A 20385-nucleotide genomic window follows, 5' to 3' on the forward strand; every position below is an offset into this window, starting at 1 on the left:
GGAACGTATTCACCGCGGCGTGCTGATCCGCGATTACTAGCGATTCCGGCTTCATGCAGGCGAGTTGCAGCCTGCAATCCGAACTGAGAGAAGCTTTAAGAGATTAGCTTAGCCTCGCGACTTCGCAACTCGTTGTACTTCCCATTGTAGCACGTGTGTAGCCCAGGTCATAAGGGGCATGATGATTTGACGTCATCCCCACCTTCCTCCGGTTTGTCACCGGCAGTCTTGCTAGAGTGCCCAACTGAATGATGGCAACTAACAATAAGGGTTGCGCTCGTTGCGGGACTTAACCCAACATCTCACGACACGAGCTGACGACAACCATGCACCACCTGTCACTTTGCCCCCGAAGGGGAAGCTCTATCTCTAGAGTGGTCAAAGGATGTCAAGACCTGGTAAGGTTCTTCGCGTTGCTTCGAATTAAACCACATGCTCCACCGCTTGTGCGGGCCCCCGTCAATTCCTTTGAGTTTCAACCTTGCGGTCGTACTCCCCAGGCGGAGTGCTTAATGCGTTAGCTGCAGCACTGAAGGGCGGAAACCCTCCAACACTTAGCACTCATCGTTTACGGCGTGGACTACCAGGGTATCTAATCCTGTTTGCTCCCCACGCTTTCGAGCCTCAGCGTCAGTTACAGACCAGAGAGCCGCCTTCGCCACTGGTGTTCCTCCATATATCTACGCATTTCACCGCTACACATGGAATTCCACTCTCCTCTTCTGCACTCAAGTCTCCCAGTTTCCAATGACCCTCCCCGGTTGAGCCGGGGCTTTCACATCAGACTTAAGAAACCGCCTGCGCTCGCTTTACGCCCAATAAATCCGGACAACGCTTGCCACCTACGTATTACCGCGGCTGCTGGCACGTAGTTAGCCGTGGCTTTCTGGTTAGATACCGTCAAGGGATGAACAGTTACTCTCATCCTTGTTCTTCTCTAACAACAGAGTTTTACGATCCGAAAACCTTCTTCACTCACGCGGCGTTGCTCGGTCAGACTTTCGTCCATTGCCGAAGATTCCCTACTGCTGCCTCCCGTAGGAGTTTGGGCCGTGTCTCAGTCCCAATGTGGCCGATCACCCTCTCAGGTCGGCTATGCATCGTGGCCTTGGTGAGCCGTTACCTCACCAACTAGCTAATGCACCGCGGGTCCATCCATCAGCGACACCCGAAAGCGCCTTTCAAATCAAAACCATGCGGTTTCGATTGTTATACGGTATTAGCACCTGTTTCCAAGTGTTATCCCCTTCTGATGGGCAGGTTACCCACGTGTTACTCACCCGTTCGCCACTCCTCTTTTTCCGGTGGAGCAAGCTCCGGTGGAAAAAGAAGCGTTCGACTTGCATGTATTAGGCACGCCGCCAGCGTTCGTCCTGAGCCAGGATCAAACTCTCATAAAAAGTTCGAACAATCTTGCGATTGTTAAGCTCAATTTGTTTGCTAGCATATTGCTTGCTTGTTAAAAATGTTTGTTGTCTCGAATTGAATCAAGACGCCCTACACATTTGGTTTATCTTACTTTGTTCAGTTTTCAAAGGTCTAATCTTTTTGTTTCAACAACTCTTTAATCTTATCAGATTCAAAAGAGAATGTCAACAACTTCTTTGTTTATTTTTTCTAAACGTCTTTATCACTCATTAGCAGCGACTTGATTATCGTATCATCTTTATTGTTATTTGTCAATAACTTTTTTGAAGTTTTTTTCGATAAAATCAAGCTTTATTAGCTATCTCATTTAAACGACTTCGTTATTATAACATGACATCAAAAGTGCGTCAACACTATTTTTTATAATTTTTAGCGACACCTTAAAGGAATCATTTAGAACAAATAATAATATAGCAATCTCTTTATAAAATTGCAATAGAAAATTCCCTATTTTTATTTATTATTTTTAAACACGAATATTACAGTATTTTATTGTTTTTTCGTTCATCTAAAAGCTACTTACATTTAATTAACGGATGTTATTCTATTTAATTGTTCGCTAGTTTTTTTATAATGACATCCCTGAATTTCTCACTTGCTTGTATTTTGTACCTTATTCTTTGTTGGATATATAAAGGCTCTATACTTTTTGATGTTGGTGGATGACACCAGCATCTTTTTTATTTTCCAAAACATATAGAAAAGACACCTTGAAATCCTTTAGAATTAATTTGGCGAACCAACCCAAAAGGAGGAATCAAGATGTCTTACACTCACCTTATCAAAGAAACATTAGATATTCTAGACTTATCAGTTACTTTTAACGAAAATTGTCTCACAAAAGAAAAATACAAAGGGCAAATCTGTCATATTTATCGTGGAAACTTGATTTATACAGCCCAAGAATGCATCCACTGTAAACACCAGATTGCTTCAGATATTGTGCGTTGGGGTACAACAACCGTCCGGTTGTTAATGAACGATGTTTCTGAATACCGTACCTACCTCGAATTGAAAAAGCAACGCTTCAAATGCAAAGCTTGTCAGCGGACCTTTGTCGCAGATACTTCTGTTGCGAAAAAACATTGTTTCATCAGTGAGAAAGTCCGCTGGTCTGTCGTGACTCGTCTGAAAAAAATACCTCAATGACAGAGATCGCCGCTCAGAAAAATCTATCGGTCTCTTCTGTTTACCGTATTATGAAGCGATTTTATCGTCCGTTGAATCCTTTTCGGACACCGTTACCTAAGGTACTTTGTTTTGATGAATTCAAATCAGTTCGGGGTGTTTCAGGTGCTATGAGTTTCATCATGATGGATGGACAAACACAGCGCTTATTGGACATTGTCGAGAACCGACAACTGCCTTTTTAAAACGTTATTTTAGTCATTTTTCACGAGAAATTCGTGAAGCGGTCGAATGGATCGTGATTGATATGTACGCTCCTTATGTATCGCTCGTTAAAAAGCTGTTTCCAAAAGCACAGCTGATTATTGACCGGTTTCACATCGTCCAACATATTGGTCGTACCTTTCGCAATCATCGAATCAAAGAAACGAACCAACTATTAAAAAGCAAAGAACAAAAACACTATCAATTAGGTAAGCAATTAAAAAGATACTGGAAACTTCTTCAAAAAGATGAACGCAAGCTTGATTATACTCGACGCCTTTGGCGACCTGGCTTCAAAGCTCATTTAACAGAGACCGATATTGTGGATCGCTTACTGAAAGGGAGCCCTGCTTTGCGTGTAGGCTATCAGTTATATCAAGACTTTCTTTACGCTGTAAAGGAACGAGACTACGTATCGTTTGAAGAACTACTTACCAATAATATCATGCTTCCCGAAGGCTATCAGACGACCTTGAGAACGTTCCAGAAATTTCTGCCACAAATCAAAAATGCTTTACAACAAAGTTATTCAAATGGCCCACTTGAATGTCTGAACAACCATATCAAAGTGTTAAAACGAAATGCATATGGCTTTCGTAGCTTTTATAATTTCAAATTGCGCATCATGATTCGTCATGGCAACGCATTGATTTTCAACTAAAAAAGATCAAGAGGAACTGATCCACTTGATCTCCAATTATTCTAAGATTTCTCTTTACCAACATCATTTGACAAAGAGCCTATATAAAAAGACAAGTAAAGCACATGCTTTACTTGTCTTCTGCCTTTGCGATAGGAATAAAGATTCTAAAAATTGTCCCTTGCCCTACTACACTTTCTGCTAAGATACGTCCTTTATAGTTTTCAACCAGTTGTTTAGCGATAGACAACCCCAGACCATTTCCACCCTTCGTTCTAGCTCTTGCTTTATCCACTCGATAAAAACGATTGAAGATCTTATTAAGGTCTTCTTTGGGTATTCCTTCGCCAAAGTCCTGAATCGCGATCTCAAATTCATTCAGAGTGGAAGAAATAGAGATATGGACTTCTTTTCGTGTAGTTGAATACTTTACTGCGTTATCCAATATGATAATGATTAATTGTTCAAAGTGATTACGATAAATTTGCAGGGTCACTTCTTTTGTCAAATCATCATCTAAAGTGATCACATAGTCTGGATATAATATCTTGAAATTATTATAAACTTGATAGGTGACTTCTTTTCCTTTAGTTGTTTCATTCGCATAATGAACATCTACTTGTTCTGCTCTTGATAAGTCTAGCATCTCTTGAACTAAGCTTTTCATACGGCTGATTTCTTGCATGCTGGCGCTTAATGATTCTTCTAATATCTCAGGATCATCTTTCCCCCAACGATTTAGCAGACTAAGATGCCCTTCAATAATTGCAACAGGTGTCCTTAACTCATGAGATACGTCTTCCACGAATTGCTCTTGTTGTTCAATATACAAACGCATACGGTCAAGCATCTCATTGAATATTTCAGCTAAATCTGCCAATTCATCATTTGTGTCGATTTCAGGCATGTGGATATCTGATTGCGGATCTTTACCTATAGTATCCATTGTATCTCTGAGTACCTTGAGTGGTTTTAAGAAATAAGAAGATAAAAAGAAACCTAAAATACTACTTAAGATCAAAGAAACAACTTCTAAAACAATAAGAGTCAATAATAGCTTATTTCGGATATCATAGAAAGAAGATAATTCATAGAAGCTTTGCGCATAGCCAATCTTTTCTCTTGTACCTTTAGAATATATAGGCTGGATAGATAAAAAGCCAGTTTTTCCTTCTAGTGTAACGATCGTTGGCACTTTACGAGTAGTCTGAATCAGGTTTCGACTGTTTTCATGGGTTTTAAAAATCAAGTTCTCGTCCAAATCATAAACATAAAGACCCATTGATGGCTGCCCTAGCTCAGCTATAAAGGAATCGATCTTCATTAAGTTTCCTTCGACCAGTGAAGTATGATCTACGACCTCATCTCCGTCATTTGTCGCTTTCGTCAGATTACGATACGTATTTACTAATGTCAGTTCTTCATCCGAGTTAGCCAAACGAGAAGCTACTTCTGAAATCGTACGCTCTACATTGTTTCTTTCTTTTGCCACAATCAGATTGATAGATGATTTATAGGTAATGACAGCGAAAATTGTAAACACAACGAATATGAAGAAAGAACTCGCAAAGGCCCACTTGATTGTCAAGGAGGGCCCTTTCAGTTCTCTTTTTTCCGATTTTTTCGGCTTTATCACGAGCGCATCACATAACCTGTTCCGCGTACAGTTTGGATATAGCTTTCCTCCCCGGGAACGTCAATTTTGTTGCGAAGATAACGAATATATACGTCCACTACGTTTGTTTCAACTTCTGTTTCGTATCCCCACACTTTATTTAGTAAAACGTCACGTGCTAATACCACGTTCACGTTTTCCATTAAAGTAAGCAGCAACTCGTATTCTCTTTTTGTTAGTTCAATTACTTCATTTCCGCGACGTACGACACGGTTTTCTTTTTCGATAGTCAAATCGCGATAAGTAATAGTAGTTTGTTTAGCCACATTTTTATCGCCTTCAATATCGATTCGACGCAACAATGCACGAAGACGTGCTAATAATTCTTCGATAGCAAATGGTTTGACGATGTAGTCATCTGCTCCGTGGTCAAGTCCAGATACACGATCGATCACAGAATCTCTTGCAGTCATCATAATGATTGGTGTATTTTTGACTTGGCGTACACGTCTGCAGACTTCTAAACCGTTCAATTCTGGGAGCATCAGATCCAACAATATGGCATCCCACTCATTATTTAATGCCGCATCTAAACCAGTTCGGCCGTTGTAGTGGACTTCTGCGTTATACCCTTCATGCTTCAACTCTAGCTCGACAAATCGTGCCAAGTTCTTTTCATCTTCAATGATTAGAATATTGCTCATTTATTATTTTATCCTTTCTATTCTACTGGCTTTTTAAAAACTCTATCATTATACCGATAATATGCTTAAAAATCTATAGTCATTTTATCATGGATAGCAATTTTAAAAAAGAGCTGAAGTCTACTCATAACAATCGACTTCAGCTCTTTCGTCCTCTTTTTATTTTCTCATTTCCTAACAGCCGAAAGACTATTATTCTTCATGGTACCATGAGTAATGGAAGATTCCTTCTTTGTCGACACGTTCATAGGTATGTGCGCCAAAGTAATCGCGTTGGGCTTGGATTATATTTGCAGGCAGACGTTCTGCTCTGTATGAATCGAAGTAAGCGATGGCTGATGAGAAAGTCGGTACAGGTACGCCAGCTTGGACAGCCAAGGCAACGACGTCTCTGACTGATTGCTGATATTTTTTCGTGATTTCAACGAAGTAATCATCTAGCAATAAATTTTCGATCTCAGGATTTTTGTCATAGGTATCCGTAATTTTTTGCAAGAATCGAGCTCGGATGATACATCCAGCGCGCCAGATTTTTGCGATTTCACCAAATGGCAAGTCCCAATCAAATTCTTTTGAAGCGACACGTAATTGAGCAAATCCTTGGGCATAACTCATGATTTTACTGAAATACAACGCTTCTCGGATTTTTTCGACCAATTCTTTTTTGTCTCCCGTGAACTCAAAATCGTTCGTACGAGATAAAATCTTGCTTGCTTGTACGCGTTCTTCTTTATAAGCAGAAATATAGCGGGCAAATACAGATTCAGTGATCAATGGAAGTGGCACACCTAAGTCAAGCGCGCTTTGGCTTGTCCATTTACCTGTTCCTTTATTCCCAGCTGCATCAAGGATCACATCTACTACTGGTTTACCTGTTCCTTCATCGTCTTTACGTGTCAGAATGTCAGCAGTGATTTCTATCAAATAGCTGTCTAATTCGCCTTGATTCCATTCTTTAAAGATATCAGCCATTTCTTCTACTGAAAGGTTTAAAATATTCTTCATTAAGTCATAAGATTCAGCAATCAGTTGCATATCTCCATACTCAATACCGTTGTGTACCATTTTCACATAATGTCCGGCTCCATTTGGGCCAATATATGTGACACATGGTGCTCCGTCTTCTGCTTTTGCAGAAATTTGCTCTAAGATTGGTGCAACTAGCGCATAGGCTTCTTTTTGTCCACCAGGCATGATTGAAGGTCCTTTTAAAGCTCCTTCTTCACCACCGGAAACGCCTGTACCGATAAAGTTGATGCCAGAGTTGGCTAACTCTTCATTACGACGCATCGTATCTTTAAAGAATGTATTTCCTCCGTCAATCAAAATATCGCCTTTATCAAGGTGAGGAAGTAACTCTTGGATTGTTGCATCTGTTGCCGGTCCTGCTTTGACCATTAGCAAGATCCGACGTGGTTTCTCGATAGATTCTACAAATTCTTCGATTGTATATGTTGCTTTGAAATTTTTATCTGGGTGTTCTTCTACTACAGCGGTTGTTTTAGCCCCTGTACGATTGAATAAAGCCACTGAATAGCCGCGGCTTTCTATGTTCAAGGCTAGATTTTTACCCATAACGGCCATACCGACAACGCCGATTTGTTGTTTTGACATATGAACTCCTCCTACATACGGGATTTCTCCCTAATCTCTTACATTATAGCTTAACACGGCTACATTGCAAACTAAAGAACAACATATTTTTTATTTACCGACTACAAAAAAATAAACCTCAAGGCTCCATGGTTAGCCTTGAGGTTTTACATTTTCTAATTAAAATGTATTAAGCTTCTTTTGACATTACGTCCTTACCATCATAGTAACCACAATTTGCACATACGTGATGGCTTTTTTTCATTTCACCACAGTTTGGACATTCGTTTAACCCTTTGATTGTCAATTTGTAGTGTGTACGACGTTTTGCTTTTTTAGCTTTTGATGTTCTTCTAGCTGGTACTGCCATTTTGCTACACCTCCTTGTAAAGTCTTGTATCTAAATTAGACACAATATATTCCAATCTTACTTGTTATCGTCGTCTTTTGATTTAGAATCAAAAAGTTCAGATAGTTTTGCAAGACGAGGATCAATTTTATTCTCGGCTTCTTCCATTTTTCTGCGCTGGTATTCTTCTTCGGAAACAACTTCCCAATCATTGCCTTTTGGAAGTTCTGTTGCTGCTTCCTCTTCTTTTGTCAATACCCGCATTGGAATCGCCAATAAGATGTTGTCTTCAATCGACTCTGCTAAATTCAATAATGGACCTTCAATTAGCAAAATCTCATCCGCAGACATTTGTTCATCTCTACTTTGGAATTGTTCTTCTGTCATGAATACTTCGTCTACAGAAAAATCCATGGGCAGTTCAACAGGTTCTAGTGAACGTGTTGAAGGAACTGTCAAAGTCGTCTGCACAGTGTAATGAACGATATAGCCTTTCTTATCAACTGAGACCAAACCTTCGACTTCCACTGGCGCAACATCAAGTATTAAATTGTCTCGCTTCATGAGAGCGGCTTTCAAGTCGAGCGTCTCATGAAAAGTTAACGGTGTCTCCTGGTATTTTCTCAATTCCAATAAAGACCATTTCATTTTTCATCACTCCTAAGCAACAAAAGCAATTATACAGGGCAAAAAGCATGTTGTCAATGAAATTTTCTTGACACCTTGCAGTTCATAAAAAAACAGAAAAATCTTTATTAGAAAGCCTCTGTTTGCTATCACCCTCAGAATCATTTACAATAATCATTATTCCATTAAAGGAGCGGATGATCTTCATGAACACGAAAGATATCGAATACTATGTCCAAATCGTCAAACAAAAAAACTTTACGAAAGTGGCTAATTATTTCCGTGTGAGCCAACCTACTATTACATATGCATTACAACGTCTTGAAAAAGAGTTTGATACCGTACTTATTACAAGAGATCGATCGCATCACGATTTAATCGTCACGCCTTCTGGAAAGCAGCTGTTTCTCCATGCACAAACCATTCTCCAAGAGATTTCTACTGCAAGAGCTGAAATCACTCAGTTGCAAAAGAAAAAGCTTCGTTTTGGGATGCCTCCTATTATCGGCAATGAATACTTTCCTAAACTGTCAAGTTACTTTATCAAGCATGAATTGATGAATCAAATTGAGATTACCGATGGAGGCTCTCGGGACTTATACGGGATGATCCGACAAGGGAGGATCGATTTAGCTGTATTAGGCTCAACACAGCCAATCGTGGATCAATATTTAGAAACAGAGTTACTTTTGGACAAACGTTTCATGATCGTCGTGCCACCTACACATCCTCTTTCCAAGCAGGATACTGTCTCTTTCAAAGATATAGCAGATGAACAGTTTGTACTATTGAACGAACATTATGTCCACCCCGCAGCATTCACTAAGCTTTCTAAACAAACACATACTCATCCAAAAGTTGTTTATCAAAGCAATGACTTGACGATTTTAAAGAGTATGGTCCGAGAAAATGTGGGTATCGGTTTTTTGGCAGAGATTGCTGTCCATCCTGAAGATCATTTAGTTTGCCTCCCTCTTTCAGATGAAGTTCAGCCTCGCTTCTTGATTTCATTGGCAAAACGAACACAGCAGATCGTCACGCCTCTTCAAGAACAAGTAGTCCAAGTTATCCATGAATTCGTTACAGCACAAAAAAACAGCTCTTCGTAAAAGAAGAGCTGTTTTTATTTTTTATTAAGCTAAATTAGATAGCTGTTGTTTCGCCACGGTAAACGATGCCGCGACGTGAATCAACGGTAATCAATTCACCTTCTGTAATTGTTGTTGTTGCGCCTTTAGCACCAACGATTACAGGAATATCTTGTGCAATTCCTACAACTGCAGCGTGAGAAGTCAATCCGCCTTCTTCAACGATAACAGCAGCTGCTTTTTCGATTGCAGGCATATATTCTTTGTCAGTTGATGGTACAACTAGAACCATTCCGTCTTTTGCTTTTTTTACAGCTTCTTCAGCAGATGAAGCAATAACTGCATTTGCAACGACAGATTTTTGTCCAACGCCTTGAGCTTCTAATAATTTAGAACCAATCATTTGAATTTTCATCACGTTAGTTGTTCCGCGTTCACCAACTGGTACACCAGCAGTGATCAAGATTAAATCGCCTTCTGATGCGAAACCTAATTCAACAGCTTTTTTAGCTGCTAGTTCAAACATTTCATCAGTTGTTGATGGTTTTTCAGCAACTGTTGGGTAAACGCCCCAGTTTAACATCAAACCACGTTTTGTGCGTTCGTCAAAAGTAACAGCCAAGATATCTGCATCTGGACGATATTTTGAAATCATTTTTGCAGTGTATCCTGATTCAGTTGCAGCAACGATTGTTTTCACGCCTAGATTTTTTGCAGCACGAGCTACAGATAAACCGATTGTTTCAGTTACATCTGTTTTATCGAATTCGTTCAATTGGAATGTACCTAATTCTGATAATGCATTTTCAGCTTCTTGGTCGATACGTGCCATTGTTGAAACAGCTTCAACTGGGTAGTCCCCGTTTGCAGATTCACCAGATAGCATTGTTGCATCTGTGCCATCAAATACAGCGTTAGCAACGTCAGAAGCTTCCGCACGTGTTGGACGTGGGTTTTCTTGCATTGATTCTAACATTTGTGTAGCAGTGATAACTGGGATACCAGCAGCATTACATTTTTTGATGATGCGTTTTTGAACCATTGGTACTAGTTCAGCTGGGATTTCAACACCCATATCTCCGCGGGCAATCATAACACCGTCAGAAACTTTGATGATTTCGTCAATGTTGTCGATACCTTCTTGAGATTCGATTTTAGGGAAGATTTGAACATGAGTCATGTCTTTTTCTTCTAAGATTTCGCGGATATCTAGAACGTCTTGTGCTTTACGTACAAAACTTGCAGCGATAAAGTCGATATCGTTGTCTAAACCAAAACGAATATCGTCAGCATCTTTTGGAGTAATACCTGGCAAACTAATAGAAACGCCTGGTGCATTTACCCCTTTACGTGATCCTAGCATACCTGCATTTTTAACTTCTACGACTAATTCACGGTTTGCTTCGTCTTTTTCAATGATTTGCATATCGATCAAACCATCATCAAATAAAATGTGTCCACCAACGTGAACATCGTCAAATAATCCTGGGTAAGTAACCGCGATTTTTTCTTTTGAACCTACATGTTCAGGATCCATAGAGATGCGTGTTTGATCTCCTACTTCAAATTTGATGTATCCTGCACGACCAAAATCAGCTTCTGTTGTGCCTTGAACAGTTGTACGGATTTCAGCTCCTTTTGTATCTAAAAGAATACCGACATCTTTTCCTGTCTTTTTAACTGCTTCACGGACCATAGTCATACGTGATAATTGTTCTTCATGGTCACCATGAGAAAAGTTAAAGCGGAAGACATTTGCCCCAGATTCAATCAATTGAGAAATAATTTCTACTGAGTTACTTGCTGGTCCTAATGTACTAACGATTTTGGTTTTTTTCATTTAAAAAACTCTCCCATTCAATTTTGTTTATTTAAAGCTGTACACAGCTTAAATAGCTTGGTTTCTTTCACTCTTAAAATGAAAGTGAATTATTTAGATCATATAGTGATAAGTCTGGTTTATGTTTGTTGTTTTCAAGTGTATCAATGATGTCAGACGCAACGATTTCGTTGTCATGGATACCGACACATAATCCACCTTTTCCTTCTTGAAGCAATTCGACAGCGTAAGCACCGAATTTACTTGCCAACACGCGGTCGCGTGCGCTTGGTGCTCCACCACGGACAACGTGTCCCAAGATAGATACACGTGTATGATAGTCGCCAAATTCTGAAAGTTTCTCAGCGAATTCATTTCCGCCCATTACACCTTCAGCCAAGATGATCAAGCAATGTTTCTTCCCGCGATCGCGGCCTTCTTGGATTTTTTTAGCAACTGAAGCCATATCAAAATCATGTTCTGGGATGATGATTTCATCCGCTCCGCCAGCCACACCTGACCATAAAGCGATGTCTCCTGCATTGCGTCCCATTACTTCGATAACGAATGTACGAACATGAGAAGTCGCTGTGTCACGAATACGGTCAATTGATTCTAGTACTGTATTGATTGCTGTATCAAAACCGATTGTGAAATCAGTCCCAGGAATATCATTATCGATTGTTCCAGGAATACCTACTGCTGGGAAACCGCGTTTTGTCAAAGCCATTGCGCCATGATAAGAGCCGTCTCCTCCGATAACCACTAGACCTTCGATTCCGAATTTTTTCAATTGTTCGATTCCTTTTAATTGACCTTCTTCAGTTGCAAATTCTGGATAACGTGCAGAATACAAGAATGTACCACCACGTTGGATCTTGTCACCTACATCTGCCACATCAAGACGACGAATATCTCCAGCAACTAAACCGGCAAAACCATAATTGATCCCGTATACTTCCAGTCCTTCGTAAATACCTTTACGAACAACGGCACGAACAGCTGCATTCATTCCAGGTGCGTCTCCGCCACTGGTCAAAATTCCGATGCGTTTCATAATAAACATTCACCTCATTAAAATACTTTATCCTAAGTATTACTTAGGTTTACAACCATTTTTGCGTTAACCACGACTAACATTCTAACATTATTTTTCTCACTTGTCTTGATTTACGGATAAAAAAATGAAAAAAAATGAAAGCAAGTAGTATTTTTTACCGTAAGTTATTTGAAAACCACATTATCTTCGCCAAGCAGATAAATAAGTTGCCCCTTTATACTCTTGCTGTCATCCACCCAATAAGCATCTGACAGAACTACTTTTCGTTGCGTTTTTTCGTGATACATAACTACTGGTATATATCCTGGGTGTTTCTGAAAAATCACTTGTAATTGTTTCATTATCTCGGGATCTTCTCGTTCTTCTGTAATACGCAAATAGCAAGTTTGCGAAGGATACTGGGCTTCTAACTGGTTAGGATCAGCAAAGCTTTCTCCAATTAGTTGCAGTTCCTGATTATATTTGCTGATTTCGCTCCGCCCTTGAACAAAGATCACTCGATCAACGGCAAACAAATTACGATATTTACGATAAAGAGTTGGAAAAACTGTGACAGAAATTTCTCCACTACTGTCGGTTCCTTCAACAAAGGCCATCAGTTCTCCTTTTTTTGTCCGAATTTCTCTAACTTCCTTGATCATCACTAATAAATTGACTGGTTGATTAGGGACGATATCTGTAATCAGCTGAACTTGTTTAGCTAAACGAAGACGATCAAACCCTTCTGCAGGATGACCTGACAAATAAATACCTAAGTACTCCTCTTCCAGCTTCAAGCGTTCTTCTAGTGTATAGTCAGCGACTTCTTCTTCTTTTAATGCCATGATTCCCAGCAAGTCAAGACTTCCACCACTGTAAACGATATTTTGGATTTTTCCTTCGAGATCAATCATCAATTGTTTCCTGTTAGGAGATAATTCATCAAAAACGCCTACTGCTGTCAGTGATTGCAGTAACTCTAATTTCAGCCAACGCTTATCGATCCGTATGAGGAATTGATCCACTGACTGGAACGGGCCATTTTGTTTTCTTTCGTTTAATATATCTTCTACAAAATCACGCCGAATACCTTTTATCGCTGTCAGTCCGAATCTGATTTCTTTCTTATTGACCAACTCAAAACTGGAATTACTTTGATTAATGGACGGCGAGGAAAGTTTGAGTTTATTTTTACGTGCTTCTGCAATATATTCTTTCAATTTTGATGTGTTATGCCGAACAGAATTCATCAGGCTGGTAAAGAAAGCACCTGGATGATGGGCTTTTAGATACGCCATTTGGAATCCCACGAATGAATAAGCAAATGCATGTGACCGATTGAATCCATAGTTTGCAAATTTTTCGATATATTCATATACGGTCGCTGCTGTTTTTTCCGAATATCCCTGTTGTAATGCTCCTGATACAAAATGCGACTTTTCTTCATCTAATACGTCTTTTTTCTTTTTACTCACTGCCCGTCGCAGAATATCTGACTGCCCTAATGTAAATCCAGCCATAGTCGAGGCGATCTGCATGATTTGTTCCTGATAGACGATCACTCCATATGTGTTTTTCAAAATCGGGATCAGTGAATCATCTGGGTAGCGAATGGCTTCTTTTCCTTTCTTCCTGGCAATGAAGGTATCTATATTTTGCATAGGGCCTGGTCGATACAATGCATTGACTGCGGCAATATCTTCGATGTTTTCTGGACCTAATCTTCGTAAAACGTTCCGGATACCAGCAGATTCAAATTGAAATACTCCTGAGGTTTCGCCTCGTTGAAACAAGAGCAGCGTTTTTGCATCATTTAGCGGGATCTCTTTTAATCGGATCTCATACCCTTCTACTCGCTTAACAGCTTTCAAAGTAAAATCAATAATCGATAAGTTGCGTAGTCCTAAAAAGTCCATTTTCAAAAGACCGATTGCTTCTACCTCATTCATCGTATACTGGGTCAGAAAAGCTTCATCAGAACCGCGTTGGAGCGGAACTAGTTCAAGTAGATTCTTATCGCTGATAACTACACCTGCTGCGTGAGTCGAAACATGTCTTGGCAATCCTTCTAAAATCACTGCAGTTTTGAATAAAAGTTGGTTTTTTTCGCTTGCCTGAACTAATTCTACTAATTGATGCGAAGTTTTATAAGCTTGGGTCAATGTGATTTTCAATTGATTGGGTATTGCTTTTGACCAGCGGTTTGCTTCACTTTGCGATAAACCAAACACTCTAGCTGCATCTCTAAGAACCATTTTTGCTGCCATTGTGCCAAATGTTGCGATTTGTGCCATATGATATTGTCCATACTTTTCTCGAACATAATTCAATACTTCTTCACGTCGATTGTCAGGAATATCCAAATCGATATCTGGCATCGTAAAGCGTTCGGGGTTTAAAAAGCGTTCGAACAGCAAATCATATTCTAATGGATCCACATCTGTGATTTCTAACACATAGGCTACTAATGAACCCGCAGCAGAACCACGACCTGCACCGGTAACGATTTTGTTTCTATGAGCAAAAGCCATTACATCCCATACGATCAAGAAATAATCATCGAATCCCATTTGATGGATGACAGATAACTCGTAGTCCAAACGTTCTTGGTATTCCTTTGTATAATCAGTGATTCGGCGTTCCACTTGCGAATAGCATAACTCTCTTAAATATTCTCCAGCTTGTTTTCCATTAGGAACTGGATAATGCGGAAGTAATTTCTGATGGAACTGGAATTCAAATGAAATCGATTCAGCTAAACGCTGGGCGCCTATTACAGCTTGGGAAAGACCCGCTTTTTCGAATCGTTTGATCATTTCTTGTTCTGAAAGAAGATAGCCATTTGCTGTTAGTGGTAAAGATGCAGATAAATTTTCTAAAGGTATTTGGCTTCCATCTTTGATATGTTTCATCACTTCAAGTGCAAAAAGTTCTTCTTGTTGTAAACTAGCGATGGGATGTAATGCACAAAGCGAATAATTTTCTTTTATCACATACTGATACCATTCAGGCAATTGATCAGGCGTGTTTTCTGTCAAGCCGATATAAAAATTTCTAGTAAAAACATTTTCAAGTAAAAACTGCCAATGACCGAAAAAGTTATCCTCTTTATTGAAAGCCTCAGAAACAGAATGATTTGCCGGAACAACAAACGCTAGATGGTCGGTTTCTGTCATTTCTGCAAGTTCCAATTTTTCTTGGATCATTTTTCGGCTGGAAAGTTTCATCAGCTGCTGATAACCTATTTCATCTTTTGCGTACGCAAGCAAGCCATAATTTTTTTCTTCATAAGTATAACTAAGATGTAATCCAATGATTGGCTGTACTCCTTCTTCTACACAAATACGATAGAATTCAGGTGCACCGTATAAGACATCTTTATCCGTTATGGCTAATGAAGTGTAGCCTTGTTTTTTTGCTTCTTGTACATATTCTCGAATACGTATTGTACTTTGTAAAAGAGAATAAGAAGTAATTGTATAAAGTTGTGGGAAAAACATCTTGCATTCCGCCTTTTTTTTCGTTAAAATTCACTAGCGTTAAAAGGTTTGATCCTTTTACTTTCATTAAGATAGCAGGCGCTGAAGTTGATTATTCCACTTCATTTGCTTGCTTGTAATCTTTAGGAATGAGTTCTTTCGCAAGAACTCAAATTTTATTGAGATTTGGTCTCGTTTCTTTACATTCAAAGAAAATCTGGTAAAATTAAGATAGAAAAGAGGTGTTCTTTATGCGATATATCGTTACATTATTCTGGGCTGTCGTTCTAGGTCAAGTAGTCGGTTATATTGGTGCTGCATTAACAAGCGGAACATATGATTTTACTTTGACAACAATCATTTCATTCATTGCGGGTGTCATTATCCTTTTGATTGGTGCAGTTGCGCCAAGAAAAGAAACCTCTGCCCATTCGTAAAAAAACAGCCAAGAGCTTGAGATATCTCAAGCTCTTTTTTATTTTCTACTCCTCACCACCATTATAATCTGCTGCGAAGAACTTTACGAAAGTTGAATAAAGAAAGAAGAATATTTGACAGAACAAACAAACTTGTCACAATAAAAACAGCACTGTAATTATAAGCATGCGCGACTGTCGATCCTAGCATGGGACCTAAAACTTGTCCAAAGTTGCTAAACATCTGATTGTAGCTATAGATTCGGCTGACTCCTTCTTGAGGCGTAATCTTACTGATCAGTGTATTGACAGAAGGCATCAAAGCGCCAGTTGAAAAGCCTAAAATAAAGCGAAGTATACCTAATTGGAGCGGTGTAGTGACGAATGCCATAGGTAAATAACAGCAAAATGATAAAATGAGTCCTCCAATTAGAACTTTTTGATTCCCAATCTTATCCCCTAGTTTTCCTAGTTTCGGTGAAGAAAAGACAGCGGAAACACCAGCTATCGAAACAATCAAGCCGCTGACAAAAAGGATATTTTCTGTACTTCCGCTCAATTCACGAATATATAAGGTCAAAATAGGGCTGATCGTAGTGATTCCTATCTGTAAAATCAAGGTCGTAATGAAGAGACCGATCAAAATAGAGAGATGATCCATTTTTGAAAAAATTTCTTTGGTGCTTATCAGATCTTTTTTCTCGATTGGATGGAAATCTTCTTTGACTAAGAAGATGGTCAGCACCGTTGTGATCATCAACAAAGCCCCTGTGATCAAGAATACATTTTCCATACCAAACCACTGAGCCAGTGCACCGCCCATTGAAGGTCCGATCAGATTTCCAGCAATCGCTCCGGTAGACAATGTTCCTAACGCCCATCCGCTCTTTTCTCTAGGTGCCTGTGAAGCAATCATCGCTGTGGCATTTGGAATATATCCAGACAAAATCCCATTCCAAAACCGCATGATCAAAAGCCAATACGCGTTCGGTACAAAAGCCAAAGATCCCATTGTTAATGTCATCCCTGCTGCTGCACGGATCATCATGAGTTTTCGGCCTTTTCGATCAGCTAGATTTCCCCAGATTGGTGCAACCACGGCAGATGCAAAAGCAGTCACAGAGATTGCTAGTCCCGAAAACAATTCGATTTGATCTTTTGGTGTTCCTAGTTGCTCGACATAAACTGGTATGAATGGCATAACTAAACTAATACTTGCACCAGTGAAAAAACAGCCAATCCACGCAATCACTAAATTTTTTCTCCAATTAATCTCCATCTATCATCCCTCTTTCGTCTCTTTTATCATACCTATTTTCGAATAAACAAGCAACGATCTCGCCAGTAAAAAGAGAAAAATCCCGCAAAGGTCATTTTATATGTAACGTTCTTTTTATGTAAAACAAAAAGAGATCGGAACAAATACTGTTCCAATCCCTTCTCTTTAGTTAAATTGTTGCTAGAATGATGAAGTTGATAATGAATAAAATATCAACGATCCACAAAGCAACAGAAACTTCATTGTATTTTCCTTTGATTACTTTCACAATTGTATAGAAAATAAATCCTGCTGCAATCCCATAGGAAATGCTATAGCACAATCCCATAAAGATCGATGCAAAGAAGGCCGGTAAAGCTTCTTCCATATCTAGCCATTTGATGTCTGCAAAAGAAGCCATCATCATTACTCCAACTAAAATCAATGCTGGCGCAGTTGCTTGATTTGGTACAATGGCGATCAGTGGAGAGAATAAACTACTTAATGCGAATAGCACTGCCACTACTACTGAAGTCAAACCAGTACGTCCACCGGCCCCGATCCCAGCTGCAGATTCGACATAAGTTGTTGTATTCGATGTACCAAAGATAGCCCCCACGGAAGTAGCGATCGCATCGGCAAATAGTGCTTTATCCATTTTTGTTTTGAACCCACGACCATCTTCCAACGCGATCTCGTCTTCTTTTGAGAAAATGCCTGTACGGCGTCCTGTACCGATAAATGTTCCGATCGTATCGAAAGTATCAGATAAACTGAATGCGATGATCGTCATCAATACTTGAGGAATCTTGGAAGAATCACTGAATAAAGATTGCATGCCTTCAGAGCCAAATGCTGCACCGAAAGTTGTTCCTAATTCTTTAAATGAATTACCTAACGAATTCGTTTGCCAATCAATGGAACTTAAATCAACAACCCCCATAAAGATACCAAGGACTGTGGTCGCTACGATACCGATAAGAATAGCCCCACGGACATTTTTTACAACTAAAATGGCTGTCAGTACCAAACCAATCACAGCCAATAAGATAGGAGCGTTGTCAAAGTTGGCTAACGCAGGGACGATTCCACCATTTATCGTAACATTTGTCGCTTTTCCGCCTTCAACGACAGAGCTCGAAATAGCTGACTGGTCTGCTGAAAAAGATAAGAATCCTGCATTTTTGATTCCGACATACGCAACGAAAATACCGATCCCGCCACCAATCGCATGTTGAAGACTTTCGGGAATCGCCCGAATAATCATTTTTCGAATATTTGTGACAGTAATAAAAATATTGATTAATCCGCAAATAAACACCATCGCCAAGGCTTGTTGCCAAGAATAACCAAGCCCAAAAACGACCGTAAAAGTGAAAAATGCGTTCAATCCCATACCTGGTGCCTGAGCATATGGTACATTTGCGAACAATCCCATTACCAGCGTACCAATAATCGATGCAATGATTGTCGCTAGAAATACTGCTTGGAAGGGCATACCTGATGCTGACAAAATCGTCGGATTTACGAATAAGATATAACTCATGGCAAAGAATGTCGTTACTCCCGCCATTATTTCAGTTGATACATTTGTATTGTTTTTCTTTAAACCGAAAAACTTTTCCATAAAAAGTTCCACTCCCTGAATTTTTTTCTGATGGAAAACTATAATAATAAAAAATAAGTAAAATAGGGCAAATCCATCGAACAATTTCAAATTATATAGACGTTTCATTCGCTTTTCAACGTTTTTTTAACAAAAAAAGCGAAAATAATACTTAACGTTCGTGTTTAGCTTGTGTTTAGCTATTTATATAGCCATAACTGTAGTTTTTGTTAGGAATAGCTGATTGCTCTTGTTAATTACCTAAAATATGCTAGACTAAAACAAATGCTAGTTGAGGAAGGAAGGACCCTTATTGAATAAAAAATTAATTGCCATCGATCTGGACGGAACTACCCTCAATCAAGATTCGATGATTACATCTAAAACAAAAGAGACTCTGAAAAAAGCAATCAATGCCGGTCATCATGTCAGTATTGCTACAGGACGCCCATTCCGAATGAGCCATCAGTTTTACCAACAATTAGAATTAACAACACCGATGGTTAATTTTAACGGCGCATTAGTACACATCCCTAATCAGCACTGGGATGGTGAAAGAGAAACGTTGATCAATCGTGAAATCGCTTTTGAAATCTTATCGCAAAAAAAGCAGCTAAATTTAGATTTTATCGCTGCTGAAAATCGTGATACTTTTTTTATTGACAGTTTTGATTTCTTTGATGAAAAAATTTTTGCTTCTTCTCGTCCAGGAGAGAAGAATTTGCTTTCTCCTAAAAATTTGACGACAAATCCTACGTCTTTGCTTGTCCGAACAGACAAACGTTTTGCAGGAGCTGTATCTGCTGAATTAACACGTCAATTTGGCAGTTATGTCGATGTTCGGACATGGGGTGGACCTACTGCCATCTTAGAGATTGTTTCAAAAGGAATCCAAAAAGCAAAAGGCGTGCAAGAGATTGCTAACTACCTGTCTATCGATCAAAAAGACGTCATTGCCTTTGGTGACGAGCATAATGATTTGGAATTGTTGGATTATGCAGGTTGGGGAGTAGCTATGGCTAACGGTACTGATCAACTCAAAGGCATTGCAAATGATGTCACTCCTTTGAGCAATCAGGAAGACGGTTTAGCTGTTTATCTGGAAAAACTACTTAAACTATAATAGAGAATTAGATTCCACAAAAAAGAGGTTGTGACAATTTTTGTCACAACCTTTTTTGCCGAGTAAACGGTGTTCTCCTGCCAACTCCTCAATCACAAGTCACAATATTCATAAAACATGAGAAGCTGTTTTTTTGAACTTGTTCCTTGTGACTCGGAGCTGAATGGCAGGCCCACGACCTCTTGATAAACGGCGTTCAAAAGCCAGTT

The 20385-nt window shown here is 39.4% G+C and carries 13 protein-coding genes, 1 rRNA gene and 1 pseudogene (1 of these 15 cut by a window edge); 4 read left to right on the forward strand and 11 right to left on the reverse strand.

What is annotated here, in order from left to right; all coding sequences use genetic code 11:
* Positions 1-1400, reverse strand: a 16S ribosomal RNA gene (locus RBL01_RS08325); it reaches 159 nt to the left of the window's first position.
* Between the two features lie 790 nt (positions 1401-2190).
* Here RBL01_RS08325 and RBL01_RS08330 point away from each other — a divergent pair.
* Positions 2191-3481, forward strand: a pseudogene (locus RBL01_RS08330) (ISL3 family transposase).
* Positions 3482-3590: 109 nt separating this feature from the next.
* On the opposite strand, the gene RBL01_RS08335 reads toward RBL01_RS08330, so the two are convergent.
* The 5 genes from RBL01_RS08335 to RBL01_RS08355 form a co-directional block, all read right to left on the reverse strand.
* On the reverse strand, positions 3591-5096 hold the full coding sequence (locus tag RBL01_RS08335; RefSeq protein ID WP_002328187.1) for a HAMP domain-containing histidine kinase: 1506 nt from the start codon (positions 5094-5096) through the stop codon (positions 3591-3593).
* Positions 5093-5779, reverse strand: coding sequence for a response regulator transcription factor (locus RBL01_RS08340; RefSeq protein ID WP_002290973.1), 687 nt, complete (start codon positions 5777-5779; stop codon positions 5093-5095). The genes RBL01_RS08335 and RBL01_RS08340 overlap by 4 nt, the downstream gene beginning before the upstream one ends.
* A gap of 192 nt (positions 5780-5971) precedes the next feature.
* Complete coding sequence (gene gndA / locus RBL01_RS08345; RefSeq protein WP_058128772.1) at positions 5972-7393, reverse strand: NADP-dependent phosphogluconate dehydrogenase; 1422 nt, start codon at positions 7391-7393, stop codon at positions 5972-5974.
* Positions 7394-7562: 169 nt separating this feature from the next.
* Positions 7563-7742, reverse strand: coding sequence for a 50S ribosomal protein L32 (rpmF, locus tag RBL01_RS08350; RefSeq protein WP_002290970.1), 180 nt, complete (start codon positions 7740-7742; stop codon positions 7563-7565).
* Between the two features lie 57 nt (positions 7743-7799).
* Positions 7800-8369 (reverse strand): YceD family protein, encoded by a 570-nt coding sequence (locus tag RBL01_RS08355; protein ID WP_002295352.1) that lies wholly within the window; start codon positions 8367-8369, stop codon positions 7800-7802.
* 185 nt (positions 8370-8554) lie between these two features.
* Between RBL01_RS08355 and RBL01_RS08360 the strand changes: the two genes are divergently transcribed.
* Positions 8555-9457: a LysR substrate-binding domain-containing protein gene (locus tag RBL01_RS08360; protein WP_002319209.1), complete on the forward strand. Its 903-nt coding sequence runs from the start codon at positions 8555-8557 to the stop codon at positions 9455-9457.
* A 34-nt stretch (positions 9458-9491) separates the two neighbouring features.
* Here the strand turns inward: RBL01_RS08360 and pyk are convergent, their stop codons facing one another.
* From pyk to dnaE, 3 genes are all read right to left on the reverse strand, one after another.
* Positions 9492-11276, reverse strand: coding sequence for a pyruvate kinase (pyk, locus tag RBL01_RS08365; RefSeq protein ID WP_002295355.1), 1785 nt, complete (start codon positions 11274-11276; stop codon positions 9492-9494).
* A gap of 73 nt (positions 11277-11349) precedes the next feature.
* Entirely contained in the window at positions 11350-12312 is a 963-nt protein-coding gene (pfkA, locus tag RBL01_RS08370; RefSeq protein ID WP_002304759.1) for a 6-phosphofructokinase, read from the reverse strand.
* Between the two features lie 167 nt (positions 12313-12479).
* A complete protein-coding gene (gene dnaE / locus RBL01_RS08375; RefSeq protein ID WP_002328602.1) occupies positions 12480-15794 on the reverse strand; it encodes a DNA polymerase III subunit alpha in 3315 nt (1104 codons plus the stop codon).
* A 230-nt stretch (positions 15795-16024) separates the two neighbouring features.
* Here dnaE and RBL01_RS08380 point away from each other — a divergent pair, with 230 nt between their 5' ends.
* The gene (locus RBL01_RS08380; RefSeq protein WP_002295359.1) at positions 16025-16210 is read left to right on the forward strand and encodes a YjzD family protein; all 186 of its coding nucleotides are present in this window, start codon (positions 16025-16027) and stop codon (positions 16208-16210) included.
* Positions 16211-16271: 61 nt separating this feature from the next.
* On the opposite strand, the gene RBL01_RS08385 is transcribed toward RBL01_RS08380, so the two are convergent.
* Positions 16272-17468 (reverse strand): multidrug efflux MFS transporter, encoded by a 1197-nt coding sequence (locus RBL01_RS08385; protein WP_002290958.1) that lies wholly within the window; start codon positions 17466-17468, stop codon positions 16272-16274.
* Between the two features lie 169 nt (positions 17469-17637).
* The gene (locus RBL01_RS08390) at positions 17638-19074 is read right to left on the reverse strand and encodes an NCS2 family permease (protein ID WP_002298256.1); all 1437 of its coding nucleotides are present in this window, start codon (positions 19072-19074) and stop codon (positions 17638-17640) included.
* A 292-nt stretch (positions 19075-19366) separates the two neighbouring features.
* Here RBL01_RS08390 and RBL01_RS08395 point away from each other — a divergent pair, with 292 nt between their 5' ends.
* Positions 19367-20176 carry a Cof-type HAD-IIB family hydrolase gene (locus RBL01_RS08395; RefSeq protein WP_002296740.1) on the forward strand — a complete coding sequence of 270 codons (810 nt, stop codon included), beginning with the start codon at positions 19367-19369 and terminating at the stop codon, positions 20174-20176.
* Positions 20177-20385 lie beyond the last annotated feature (209 nt).

Source organism: Enterococcus sp. SB12, assembly GCF_030910025.2.
In the GTDB taxonomy this organism is placed as follows: Bacteria; Bacillota; Bacilli; order Lactobacillales; family Enterococcaceae; genus Enterococcus_B; species Enterococcus_B faecium.